The organism is Streptomyces cinereoruber (genome assembly GCF_009299385.1).
Lineage (GTDB): Bacteria > Actinomycetota > Actinomycetes > Streptomycetales > Streptomycetaceae > Streptomyces > Streptomyces bikiniensis.
In genome coordinates this window covers 1,475,341-1,487,655 of record NZ_CP023693.1, presented here as the reverse complement: position 1 = coordinate 1,487,655, position 12,315 = coordinate 1,475,341, and the positions used below count along the sequence as shown (strand labels likewise).

11 protein-coding genes are annotated in these 12,315 nt (G+C 72.2%); 10 read left to right on the top strand and 1 reads right to left on the bottom strand.

Annotation, left to right across the window (positions count from 1 at the left end):
* The first annotated feature begins 40 nt into the window (after nt 1-40).
* The 4 genes from CP977_RS06440 (at nt 41) to nusB (ending at nt 3,394) form a co-directional block, all read left to right on the top strand.
* Nucleotides 41-1,144 (top strand): AAA family ATPase, encoded by a 1,104-nt coding sequence (locus tag CP977_RS06440; RefSeq protein ID WP_152369760.1) that lies wholly within the window; start codon nt 41-43, stop codon nt 1,142-1,144.
* Between the two features lie 74 nt (nt 1,145-1,218).
* Complete coding sequence (locus CP977_RS06435; RefSeq protein WP_109186988.1) at nt 1,219-2,331, top strand: aminopeptidase P family protein; 1,113 nt, start codon at nt 1,219-1,221, stop codon at nt 2,329-2,331.
* A gap of 56 nt (nt 2,332-2,387) precedes the next feature.
* Nucleotides 2,388-2,954 (top strand): elongation factor P, encoded by a 567-nt coding sequence (gene efp / locus CP977_RS06430; protein ID WP_062758414.1) that lies wholly within the window; start codon nt 2,388-2,390, stop codon nt 2,952-2,954.
* 2 nt (nt 2,955-2,956) lie between these two features.
* Nucleotides 2,957-3,394 carry a transcription antitermination factor NusB gene (gene nusB, locus CP977_RS06425; RefSeq protein ID WP_062758413.1) on the top strand — a complete coding sequence of 146 codons (438 nt, stop codon included), beginning with the start codon at nt 2,957-2,959 and terminating at the stop codon, nt 3,392-3,394.
* 201 nt (nt 3,395-3,595) lie between these two features.
* Here the strand turns inward: nusB and bldD are convergent, their stop codons facing one another.
* Nucleotides 3,596-4,096 carry a transcriptional regulator BldD gene (gene bldD / locus CP977_RS06420; RefSeq protein WP_030214967.1) on the bottom strand — a complete coding sequence of 167 codons (501 nt, stop codon included), beginning with the start codon at nt 4,094-4,096 and terminating at the stop codon, nt 3,596-3,598.
* Between the two features lie 243 nt (nt 4,097-4,339).
* On the opposite strand from bldD, the gene pyrR reads away from it, so the two are divergent.
* The 6 genes from pyrR (at nt 4,340) to carB (ending at nt 12,311) form a co-directional block, all read left to right on the top strand.
* The gene (gene pyrR, locus CP977_RS06415; protein WP_152369759.1) at nt 4,340-4,918 is read left to right on the top strand and encodes a bifunctional pyr operon transcriptional regulator/uracil phosphoribosyltransferase PyrR; all 579 of its coding nucleotides are present in this window, start codon (nt 4,340-4,342) and stop codon (nt 4,916-4,918) included.
* Nucleotides 4,919-5,002: 84 nt separating this feature from the next.
* Entirely contained in the window at nt 5,003-5,992 is a 990-nt protein-coding gene (locus tag CP977_RS06410; RefSeq protein ID WP_062758412.1) for an aspartate carbamoyltransferase catalytic subunit, read from the top strand.
* Nucleotides 5,993-5,994: 2 nt separating this feature from the next.
* Nucleotides 5,995-7,281 carry a dihydroorotase gene (locus tag CP977_RS06405; protein ID WP_062758411.1) on the top strand — a complete coding sequence of 429 codons (1,287 nt, stop codon included), beginning with the start codon at nt 5,995-5,997 and terminating at the stop codon, nt 7,279-7,281.
* Nucleotides 7,278-7,850, top strand: coding sequence for a PH-like domain-containing protein (locus CP977_RS06400; protein ID WP_079131433.1), 573 nt, complete (start codon nt 7,278-7,280; stop codon nt 7,848-7,850). The genes CP977_RS06405 and CP977_RS06400 overlap by 4 nt, the downstream gene beginning before the upstream one ends.
* Nucleotides 7,847-9,010 carry a glutamine-hydrolyzing carbamoyl-phosphate synthase small subunit gene (gene carA / locus CP977_RS06395; RefSeq protein ID WP_062758407.1) on the top strand — a complete coding sequence of 388 codons (1,164 nt, stop codon included), beginning with the start codon at nt 7,847-7,849 and terminating at the stop codon, nt 9,008-9,010. The genes CP977_RS06400 and carA overlap by 4 nt, the downstream gene beginning before the upstream one ends.
* Nucleotides 9,003-12,311 (top strand): carbamoyl-phosphate synthase large subunit, encoded by a 3,309-nt coding sequence (gene carB / locus CP977_RS06390; protein WP_062758405.1) that lies wholly within the window; start codon nt 9,003-9,005, stop codon nt 12,309-12,311. The genes carA and carB overlap by 8 nt, the downstream gene beginning before the upstream one ends.
* Nucleotides 12,312-12,315 lie beyond the last annotated feature (4 nt).

Here is a 12,315-nt window from a genome sequence, read left to right as displayed (position 1 = left end):
TCCCGGGTGACGACAGGCGTACGAGACGGAGTGGCACCGGATGCAGCACGCAGTGGGGGGTCCGCTGCCACCGCACGAGCGGTCGGGCGGCACGCCCGCCCCCGTTCCCGGGGCGGGAGACACCGGCCGGCCGGCCGGACCGGGAGGCGGCCCCTACCCGGGGACGGCGCCGGGCACGGGGCCGGGCGCCGGCTCCCGCCTCGGCGTCCATCCGGCCGTCCCGGGCGGCACCCCCGCCCGGCCCCCGGCCGCGCCCCCGCACCCGCCGGCACAGGCTTCCCCGGGGCCGGGCCCCCAGGGATGGGGCGCGGGCGGCCCCGGCGGCATACCCGGGCACCGGGGGGCCACGCACCAGGGGGCCGGATCTCAAGGGACCGGCCACCCCCAGGCCCCCCAGCCCCCGGCAGTCCCTCCCTCTCCTCCGGCCCCCCAGTCGGCCACGGCCCCCCGCCCCCCGGCGGCCCCCCGGCCCCCCGGCGCCCCCCACTACCCCACCGCCCCGCCGCCCCCCCGCGCCGACCCCACCGGGGCCGTCCCGCTGCCGCCCCCGGTCGCGCCGCCCGTGGAGCACGGCGCCGGGACCGGCGCCGCGACCCTGGCCGTGCTGCTCATCGGCCCCGCCGGCGCCGGCAAGACGACCGTCGCCCGGCACTGGGCGCAGCGCCGCCGCGTGCCCACCGCGCACATCAGCCTGGACGACGTCCGCGAATGGGTCTGCTCCGGCTTCGCCGACCCCCAGTCCGGGTGGAACGAGCACTCCGAGGCGCAGTACCGGCTCGCCCGCCGCACCTGCGGCTTCGCCGCGCGCAACTTCCTCGCCAACGGCATCTCCTGCATCGTCGACGACGCCGTCTTCCCCGACCGGCCCGTCGTCGGCCTCGGCGGCTGGAAGCGCCACGTCGGCCCCGGCCTGCTGCCCGTCGTCCTCCTGCCCGGCCTGGAGGTCGTCCTGGAGCGCAACGCCAAGCGCAGCGGCAACCGGCGCCTCTCGGACGAGGAGGTCGCCGCCATCCACGGCCGGATGGCCGGCTGGTACGGCTCGGGCCTGCCGATCATCGACAACTCCACGTACGACGTCGAGACCACCGCCCGCGTCCTGGACGACGTCCTCGCCCGCGCGATCGCGAGCCCGCCCTCCTGGTGAGGCCGTGCCCGCCGCGGGCCCCGGTCGGCCGTTCCGAACAGGCCGTCGCGGCCCGCTGCTCGTAGGCTCGGAGCATGTCAGAGGTGTATGCGGACCGCCGTGTACGGCTGCGCGACAGGTGCGCGGCCGCGGGCAGCCCGGCGGCCCTGGTCTCCCGCCCCGCCAACGTCCGCTATCTCGCGGGCGGTTCCCCGCCGGGCGCCGTCCTGCTCGTCGGCCCCGAGCCGGAGGCGGACGTCCTGCTCCGTCCCGTCGCTCCCGGCGGCGAACCGGCCGACGGACGGCTCGACGAACTGCTCCGGCAGGAGGTCCTGCCCACCGGGGGAGGGGATCCGGCCGTCGCCGCCGTGGACCTCGCCCGCCGGGCGGGCGCCGACGCGCTCGCCGTCGAGGAGCACCACCTGACGGTGGCCCGGCACCGGGCCATGGGGGGCGTAGCGTCCGCCCCGCGCCTCACCGACCTCGACTGCGCCGTGGAGCAGCTCAGGATCGTCAAGGACGAGGACGAGATCGGCTGCCTGCGGATCGCCGCCGAGATCGCCGATCAGGCCCTCGGCGAACTCCTCGAATCCATCCTGGTGGGGCGGACCGAGCGCCACCTCGCCCTGGAGCTGGAGCGCCGGCTCGTCGACCACGGCGCCGACGGGGCCGCCTTCCCCACCTCGGTGGCGACCGGCCCGCACTCCGGCCGCCGGGGGCACCGGCCCACCGACCGCCGGGTCGAGGAGGGCGATTTCCTCTCCGTCTGCCTCGGCGCCGACTACCGCGGCTACCGGTGCGAGATCGGCCGCACGTTCGTCATCGGCACCACTCCCGCCGAGTGGCAGATCGAGCTGTACGAGCTCGTCTTCGCCGCTCAGCGGGCCGGCCGGGAGTCCCTGGTGCCCGGCGCCGAGTACCGGGACGTGGACAGGGCGGCCCGCCGGATCCTGAAGGCGGGGGGCCACGCGGAGGCCGCCGTCCCCCTCACGGGGCACGGTGTGGGGCTCGAAATCGACGAGGACCCGCAGTTGTCACCTTCAGCCATGGGTAAACTGGACGCTTGTGTGCCGGTCACCGTCGAACCGGGGGTCCACCTCCCGGGCCGGGGCGGGGTCCGGATCGATGACACGCTCGTCGTGCGCCAGGAGGCGGACGGCGGTCCCGAGCTACTCACCATCACGACCAAGGAGCTGCTCGCGCTCTAGGGCGCGCACGCCTCCCCGGTCCCACGTCAGTCCAGAGTCCAGGAGATTCCGCAACCGTGGCTTCCACGAACGACCTCAAGAACGGCATGGTGCTCAAGCTCGAAGGCGGCCAGCTCTGGTCCGTCGTCGAGTTCCAGCACGTCAAGCCCGGCAAGGGCCCGGCCTTCGTGCGCACCAAGCTCAAGAACGTGCTGTCCGGCAAGGTCGTCGACAAGACCTTCAACGCGGGCGTCAAGGTCGAGACGGCCACCATCGACCGTCGCGACATGCAGTTCTCCTACATGGACGGCGACTACTTCGTCTTCATGGACATGGAGACGTACGACCAGCTGATGGTCGAGCGCAAGGCCGTCGGCGACGCCGCGAACTTCCTGGTCGAGGGCTTCACCGCCTCCGTCGCGCAGCACGAGGGCTCGGTGCTCTACGTCGAGCTCCCCGCCGCCGTCACGCTGACCATCCAGCACACCGACCCGGGCGTCCAGGGCGACCGCTCCACCGGCGGCACCAAGCCCGCCACCCTGGAGACCGGCCACGAGATCCAGGTCCCGCTCTTCGTCACCACCGGTGAGAAGGTCAAGGTCGACACGCGCACCAGCGACTACCTCGGCCGGGTGAACGACTAACCGTGGCCGCTCGGAGCAAGGCCCGCAAGCGCGCCTTCCAGATCCTCTTCGAGGCCGACCAGCGCGACACCTCCGTCCAGGAGGTCCTCGCGGACCAGGTCCGGCACGCCCGGTCGGACGACCGGCAGCCGCCGGTCAACGAGTTCACCATGCAGCTGGTCGAGGGGTACGCGTCCCACGTGGCGCGGATCGACGAGCTCATCGCCACCTACGCGGTGGACTGGGACCTCGACCGGATGCCCGCCGCCGACCGGAACATCGTGCGCCTCGGCGCGTACGAGCTGATCTGGGAGGACGGCACGCCGGACGCGGTCGCGATCGACGAGGCGGTGCAGCTCGCCAAGGAGTTCTCCACCGACGAGTCGCCCGCCTTCGTCAACGGCCTGCTCGCGCGCTTCAAGGACCTGAAGCCGCGGCTGCGCCGGGACGTGGACGCCTGAGTCCCGCCCCCACCCGGTAGCCGAAGGGGCCCGCAGCATTCGACGCTGCGGGCCCCTTCGGCCGTTCGGGTGGCCCCGCGGGGACCCGAACGCTTCCCCGGCCCCGGAAGCGCTCCGTACGGGCCGGAAAACACGAGATCCGTGGACGTCGGCGACGTCCACGGATCCGGCGGTACGTTTCTGCTGGACCCTCGGAAGGGGTCAGCTGTCCTCGTGGGCGACCGCGCGGCGCGCGTCCGCGTCCAGCACGCCCCAGCTGATCAGCTGCTCGGTGAGGACCGAGGGGGACTGGTCGTAGATGACGGCGAGGGTGCGCAGGTCGTCCTGGCGGATCGACAGCACCTTGCCGTTGTAGTCGCCGCGCTGCGACTGGATCGTCGCGGCGTAGCGCTGGAGCGGGCCGGCCTTCTCCTGCGGGACGTGGGCCAGGCGCTCCAGGTCCAGGACCAGCTTCGGCGGCGGCTCGGCGGCCCCGCCCGGCGTCGTGCCCGGCAGGAGCTCCTGCACCGGCACCCCGTAGAAGTCCGCCAGCTCGGCGAGGCGCTGCACGGTCACGGCGCGGTCGCCCCGCTCGTACGAGCCGACCACCACGGCCTTCCAGCGGCCCTGGGACTTCTCCTCCACCCCGTGGAGCGAAAGACCCTGCTGGGTGCGGATGGCACGGAGTTTGGCCCCGAGCTGCTTTGCGTATTCGCTGGACATAACGCTCCCGGACGCTGTGACGACATGCGGCTGCGCCGCGCGGCTGGTAACTCACTGTGAGGTTACGCAGCGTTACACCCACCCGTCAAGCCGAAAGGTCCGTACCGCCCCCGCCCGGGGGACGGCGCCCGGAGGGGCGCGGGGGTGCGCGGAGGGCGCCGCGCCACCCCTGGTAGGGTTGAGCCGCAAGTACGACGTCCTTTAAGAGCCGTCCCGTGAGGCGGAGAAGGAGGTCCGTTTCCCATGGACACCCGGCTGGACACCCAGCAGCAGTACGGCGACGACGCGCGGCCCGTTCTCGAAGGCCCCGACATCGCGCGGGTCCTCACCCGCATCGCCCACGAGATCGTCGAGCGCGCCAAGGGCGCCGACGACGTGGTCCTCCTCGGCATCCCCACCCGCGGCGTCTTCCTCGCCCGCCGGCTCGCCGAGAAGCTCGCCGCCATCACCGGCACCAAGATCCCGGTCGGCTCCCTCGACATCACCATGTACCGGGACGACCTGCGGATGAGGCCCGCCCGCGCCATCGGCCGCACCGAGATCCCCGCCGACGGCATCGACGGGCGCCTCGTCGTCCTCGTCGACGACGTCCTCTTCTCCGGCCGCACCATCCGCGCCGCCCTCGACGCCCTCGGCGACATCGGCCGCCCCCGCGGCGTCCAGCTCGCCGTCCTCGTCGACCGCGGCCACCGCGAGCTGCCCATCCGCGCCGACTACGTCGGCAAGAACCTCCCCACGTCGCTGCGGGAGACGGTCAAGGTCCTGCTCGCCGAGGAAGACGGTCGCGACACCGTCCTGCTCGGCTCCAAGCCCGCCTCCTAGCCGGACCGGCCTTCCCGCCGGGGCCGGGGCACCCCCCTGCCCCCGCACGCCCTCACGCCTCCCCACCACGGAGAGAAACCCCCGATGATGCGTCACCTCATCTCGGCCGCCGACCTCACCCGCGACGACGCCGTACTGATCCTCGACACCGCCGAGGAGATGGCCCGGGTGGCCGACCGGCCCATCAAGAAGCTGCCGACCCTGCGCGGCCGCACCATCTGCAACCTCTTCTTCGAGGACTCCACCCGGACCCGGATCTCCTTCGAGGCCGCCGAGAAGCGCCTCTCCGCCGACGTCATCAACTTCGCGGCCAAGGGCTCCAGCGTCTCCAAGGGCGAGTCCCTCAAGGACACCGCCCAGACCCTGGAAGCCATGGGCGTCGACGCGGTCGTCATCCGGCACGGCGCCTCCGGCGCCCCGTACCGCCTCGCCACCTCCGGCTGGATCGACGCCCCCGTCGTCAACGCCGGCGACGGCACCCACCAGCACCCCACCCAGGCCCTCCTGGACGCCTTCACCATGCGCCGCCGCCTCGTCGGCCGCGACGCCGGACTCGGCCAGGACCTCGCGGGCAGGCGGATCACCCTCGTCGGCGACGTCCTGCACAGCCGGGTCGCCCGCTCCAACGTCGACCTGCTGCACACCCTCGGCGCCGAGGTCACCCTGGTGGCCCCGCCCACCCTGGTCCCCGTCGGCGTCGAGACCTGGCCCTGCGAGGTCTCGTACGACCTCGACGCCGTGCTGCCGAAGTCCGACGCCGTGATGATGCTGCGCGTGCAGCGCGAGCGGATGAACGCCGCCTTCTTCCCCACCGAGCGCGAGTACTCGCGCCGCTACGGCCTCGACGGCGAGCGGATGGCGAAGATGCCCGAGCACGCCATCGTGATGCACCCCGGCCCCATGGTCCGCGGCATGGAGATCACCGCCGAGGTCGCCGACTCCGACCGCTGCACGGTCGTCGAGCAGGTCGCCAACGGCGTCTCCGTCCGCATGGCCGTGCTCTACCTGCTCCTGGGCGGCTCCGAGCCCGCCGTCACCACCACCCCCGCCGCCCGCACCGAGGAGAACAAGTAACCATGAGCAAGATCCTGATCCGCGGCGCGAAGGTACTGGGCGGCGAGCCGCAGGACGTCCTGATCGACGGCGAGACCATTGCCGAGGTCGGTGCGGGGCTGTCCGCCGAGGGCGCGACCGTGATCGAGGCCGACGGGCAGATCCTCCTCCCCGGCCTGGTCGACCTCCACACCCACCTGCGCGAGCCCGGCCGCGAGGACTCCGAGACCGTCCTCACCGGCACCCGCGCCGCCGCCTCCGGCGGCTACACCTCCGTCTTCGCCATGGCCAACACCCACCCGGTCGCCGACACCGCCGGCGTCGTCGAGCAGGTCTGGCGCCTCGGCAAGGAGTCCGGCTACTGCGACGTGCAGCCCATCGGCGCCGTCACCGTCGGCCTGGAGGGCAGGAAGCTCGCCGAGCTCGGCGCCATGCACGACTCCGCCGCCGGCGTCACCGTCTTCTCCGACGACGGCAAGTGCGTGGACGACGCCGTGATCATGCGCCGCGCCCTGGAGTACGTGAAGGCCTTCGGCGGCGTCGTCGCCCAGCACGCCCAGGAGCCCCGCCTCACCGAGGGCGCCCAGATGAACGAGGGGATCGTCTCCGCCGAGCTCGGCCTCGGCGGCTGGCCCGCCGTCGCCGAGGAGTCGATCATCGCCCGCGACGTCCTCCTCGCCGAGCACGTCGGCTCCCGCGTCCACATCTGCCACCTCTCCACCGCCGGCTCCGTCGAGATCGTCCGCTGGGCCAAGTCCCGCGGCATCGACGTCACCGCCGAGGTCACCCCGCACCACCTCCTCCTCACGGACGAGCTGGTCCGCTCGTACAACCCGGTCTACAAGGTCAACCCGCCGCTGCGCACCGAGAAGGACGTCCTCGCGCTCCGCGAGGCGCTGGCCGACGGCACGATCGACATCGTCGCCACCGACCACGCCCCCCACCCGCACGAGGACAAGGACTGCGAGTGGGCCGCGGCCGCCATGGGCATGGTCGGCCTGGAGACCGCCCTCTCCGTCGTCCAGCAGACGATGGTCGAGACCGGGCTCCTCGACTGGGCCGGCGTCGCCGACCGCATGTCCTTCGCCCCCGCCCGCATCGGCCGGGCCACCGGCCACGGACGCCCCGTCTCGGCTGGTGAGCCCGCGAACCTGACCCTGGTCGATCCGGCTTACCGTGGAGTCGTGGACCCCGCGGACTTCGCCTCCCGCAGCCGCAACACCCCGTACGAGGGCCGCGAGCTGCCGGGACGCGTCACCCACACCTTCCTGCGGGGCCGGGCAACGGTCGTGGACGGGAAGCTGGCGTGACACCACTCATCGCAATCGCCGCAGAGGCAGCAGAGAAGAAGTCGGCGGAGGTGACCGACTGGGCCGGAAGGATCGGCTGGGTCGCCGGACTGCTGCTCTTCATCGCCTTCGTGTACTGGCTCATGCGCCAGGGCTGGAAGTGGCGCGGCAGCCTCCAGTCCGACCTCCCCGCCCTGCCCGCCGTGCCGGAGACGGCCGGCGAGGCGAAACTGACCCTCGGCGGGCGCTACCACGGGTCCACGACCGCCGGGCAGTGGCTCGACCGGATCGTCGCCCACGGCCTCGGCGTCCGCAGCCGCGTCGAGCTCACGCTCACCGACGCCGGGATCACGGTCGTCCGCCCCGGGGCGAACGACTTCCACATCCCGGCCGACGCCCTGCGCGAGGCACGCCTCGACAAGGGCATCGCCGGAAAGGTCCTCGCCGAGGGCGGGCTCCTGATCGTCACCTGGGAGCACGGCGGCACCCTCCTCGACTCCGGCTTCCGGTCCGACCGGGCGGCGGAACACACCGCCTGGGTCCAGACCGTCAACTCCATGATCAGCGCAACGGAAGGCATCGCACGATGACGACCTCCACCAGGGGAGCTGCCAAGGCTCCCGCCGTACTCGTCCTGGAGGACGGCCGCATCTTCCGCGGCCGCGCCTACGGGGCCGTGGGGGAGACCTTCGGCGAGGCCGTGTTCTCCACCGGCATGACCGGCTACCAGGAGACCCTCACCGACCCGTCGTACCACCGCCAGGTCGTGGTCATGACCGCCCCGCACGTCGGCAACACCGGCGTCAACGACGAGGACCCCGAGTCCGGTCGCATCTGGGTCTCCGGCTACGTCGTCCGCGACCCCGCCCGCGTCTCCTCCAACTGGCGCGCGAAGCGCTCCCTGGACGAGGAGCTGGAGCGCCAGGGCGTCGTCGGGATCTCCGGCGTCGACACCCGCGCCCTCACCCGCCACCTGCGCGAGCGCGGCGCCATGCGCGTCGGCATCTTCTCCGGCGACGCCTGGACGGGCGTCCGCGACGAGGCCCTGCTCGCCAAGGTCAAGGCGCAGCCCGAGATGAAGGGTGCGAACCTCTCCGCCGAGGTCGCCACCCAGGAGACGTACGTCGTCCCCGCGATCGGCGAGAAGAGGTTCACCGTCGCCGCCGTCGACCTCGGCATCAAGGGCATGACCCCGCACCGGATGGCCGAGCGCGGCATCGAGGTCCACGTCCTGCCCGCCACCGCCACCGCCGAGGACGTCTACGCCGTCCAGCCCGACGGGGTGTTCTTCTCCAACGGCCCCGGCGACCCGGCCACCGCCGACGGCCCCGTCGCCCTCATGCAGGCCGTCCTGGAGCGCAAGACGCCGCTCTTCGGCATCTGCTTCGGCAACCAGATCCTGGGCCGCGCCCTCGGCTTCGGCACGTACAAGCTGAAGTACGGCCACCGGGGCATCAACCAGCCGGTCCAGGACCGCACCACCGGCAAGGTCGAGGTCACCGCGCACAACCACGGCTTCGCCGTGGACGCGCCCCTCGACAAGGTCTCCGACACCCCCTTCGGGCGCGCCGAGGTCTCCCACGTCTGTCTCAACGACAACGTGGTGGAGGGCCTCCAGCTGCTCGACCGGCCCGCCTTCTCGGTCCAGTACCACCCCGAGGCGGCCGCGGGTCCGCACGACGCCGCGTACCTCTTCGACCGCTTCACGTCTTTGATGGAAACCGCCCTGATGGAGGCCGAGCGTGCCTAAGCGCACCGATATCCAGTCCGTCCTGGTCATCGGCTCCGGCCCGATCGTGATCGGCCAGGCCGCGGAGTTCGACTACTCCGGCACCCAGGCGTGCCGCATCCTCAAGGCCGAAGGCCTGCGGGTGATCCTGGTCAACTCCAACCCGGCCACGATCATGACCGACCCCGAGATCGCCGACGCCACGTACGTCGAGCCGATCACCCCGGAGTTCGTCGAGAAGATCATCGCCAAGGAGCGCCCCGACGCCCTCCTGCCCACCCTCGGCGGCCAGACCGCGCTGAACACCGCGATCTCCATGCACGAGCAGGGCGTCCTGGAGAAGTACGGCGTCGAGCTGATCGGCGCCAACGTCGAGGCCATCCACAAGGGCGAGGACCGCGACCTCTTCAAGGGCGTCGTCGAGGCCGTCAAGGGCAAGATCGGCCACGGCGAGTCCGCCCGCTCGGTCATCTGCCACTCCATGGACGACGTCCTCAAGGGCGTCGAGACGCTCGGCGGCTACCCCGTCGTCGTCCGCCCCTCCTTCACCATGGGCGGCGCCGGCTCCGGCTTCGCCCACGACGAGGAGGAGCTGCGCCGCATCGCCGGCCAGGGCCTGACGCTCTCTCCCACCACCGAGGTGCTCCTGGAGGAGTCCATCCTCGGCTGGAAGGAGTACGAGCTGGAGCTGATGCGCGACAAGAACGACAACGTCGTGGTCGTCTGCTCCATCGAGAACTTCGACCCGATGGGCGTCCACACCGGCGACTCGATCACCGTCGCCCCGGCGATGACGCTCACCGACCGCGAGTACCAGCGGCTGCGCGACATCGGCATCGCGATCATCCGCGAGGTCGGCGTCGACACCGGCGGCTGCAACATCCAGTTCGCGGTCAACCCGGACGACGGCCGCATCATCGTCATCGAGATGAACCCCCGCGTCTCCCGGTCGAGCGCCCTGGCCTCCAAGGCGACCGGCTTCCCGATCGCCAAGATCGCGGCCCGCCTCGCCGTCGGCTACACGCTGGACGAGATCCCGAACGACATCACGGAGAAGACCCCGGCGTCCTTCGAGCCCACGCTCGACTACGTCGTCGTCAAGGCTCCCCGCTTCGCCTTCGAGAAGTTCCCCGCCGCCGACTCCACGCTGACCACGACCATGAAGTCGGTCGGCGAGGCGATGGCGATCGGCCGCAACTTCACCGAGGCGCTGCAGAAGGCCCTGCGCTCCCTGGAGAAGAAGGGCTCGCAGTTCACCTTCGTGGGCGAGCCCGGGGACAAGGACGAGCTGCTGCGCGAGTCCGTCCGCCCGACCGACGGCCGGATCAACACGGTCATGCGGGCGATCCGGGCCGGCGCCACCCCGGAGGAGGTCTTCGACGCCACGAAGATCGACCCGTGGTTCGTCGATCAGCTCTTCCTGATCAAGGAGATCGCCGACGAGCTGGCCGCCGCCGAGAAGCTCGACCCCGCGCTCCTGGCCGAGGCCAAGCGCCACGGCTTCTCCGACGTCCAGATCGCCGAGATCCGCGGCCTGCGCGAGGACGTCGTCCGCGAGGTCCGGCACGCCCTCGGCGTCCGCCCGGTCTACAAGACGGTCGACACCTGCGCCGCCGAGTTCGCCGCCAAGACGCCGTACTTCTACTCCTCCTACGACGAGGAGTCCGAGGTCGCGCCGCGCGAGAAGCCCGCCGTGATCATCCTCGGCTCCGGCCCGAACCGCATCGGCCAGGGCATCGAGTTCGACTACTCCTGCGTCCACGCCTCCTTCGCCCTGAGCGACGCGGGCTACGAGACCGTGATGGTCAACTGCAACCCCGAGACCGTCTCCACGGACTACGACACCTCCGACCGCCTGTACTTCGAGCCGCTCACGCTCGAAGACGTGCTGGAGATCGTCCACGCCGAGACCCTCGCCGGGCCCGTCGCCGGCGTCGTCGTCCAGCTCGGCGGCCAGACCCCGCTCGGTCTGTCCCAGGCGCTCAAGGACAACGGCGTGCCGGTCGTCGGCACCTCCCCGGAGGCCATCCACGCCGCCGAGGACCGTGGCGCCTTCGGCCAGGTCCTCGCCGAGGCGGGCCTCCCGGCCCCCAAGCACGGCACCGCCACCACCTTCGCCGGCGCCAAGGCCATCGCGGACGAGATCGGCTACCCCGTCCTGGTCCGCCCGTCGTACGTGCTCGGCGGCCGCGGCATGGAGATCGTGTACGACGAGGCCCGCCTGGAGTCGTACATCGCCGAGTCCACCGAGATCAGCCCCACCCGGCCGGTCCTGGTCGACCGCTTCCTCGACGACGCGATCGAGATCGACGTGGACGCGCTCTACGACGGCGAGGAGCTCTACCTCGGCGGCGTGATGGAGCACATCGAGGAGGCCGGCATCCACTCCGGCGACTCGGCCTGCGCCCTGCCCCCGATCACCCTCGGCGGCCACGACATCAAGCGGCTGCGCGCCTCCACCGAGGCCATCGCCAAGGGCGTCGGCGTCCGCGGCCTGATCAACATCCAGTTCGCGATGGCCGGGGACATCCTCTACGTCCTGGAGGCCAACCCGCGCGCCTCCCGGACCGTCCCCTTCACCTCCAAGGCCACCGCGGTGCCGCTGGCGAAGGCCGCCGCCCGCATCTCGCTGGGCGCCACCATCGCCGAGCTGCGCGCCGAGGGCCTGCTGCCGAGGACCGGCGACGGCGGCACCCTGCCGTTCGACGCGCCGATCTCCGTCAAGGAGGCCGTCATGCCCTGGAGCCGCTTCCGCGACATCCACGGCCGCGGCGTCGACACCGTCCTCGGCCCGGAGATGCGCTCCACCGGCGAGGTCATGGGCATCGACTCGGTCTTCGGCACGGCGTACGCAAAGTCGCAGGCCGGCGCCTACGGGCCGCTGCCGACCAAGGGGCGGGCGTTCATCTCGGTCGCCAACCGCGACAAGCGCTCGATGATCTTCCCGGCCCGCGAGCTGGTCGCCCACGGCTTCGAGCTCCTGGCCACCTCCGGCACCGCCGAGGTCCTCAAGCGCAACGGCATCAACGCCACCGTCGTGCGCAAGCTCAGCGAGGGCGAGGGCCCGCACGGCGAGAAGACGATCGTCCAGCTGATCCACGACGGCGAGGTCGACCTCATCGTCAACACCCCCTACGGCACCGGCGGCCGCCTCGACGGCTACGAGATCCGCACCGCCGCCGTCGCCCGGGGCGTCCCGTGCCTGACCACCGTCCAGGCGCTCGCCGCGGCCGTCCAGGGCATCGACGCGCTCAACCACGGCGGCGCCGGCGTCCGCTCCCTCCAGGAGCACGCCGAGCACCTCGTCGCGGCCCGCGACTAGCAGC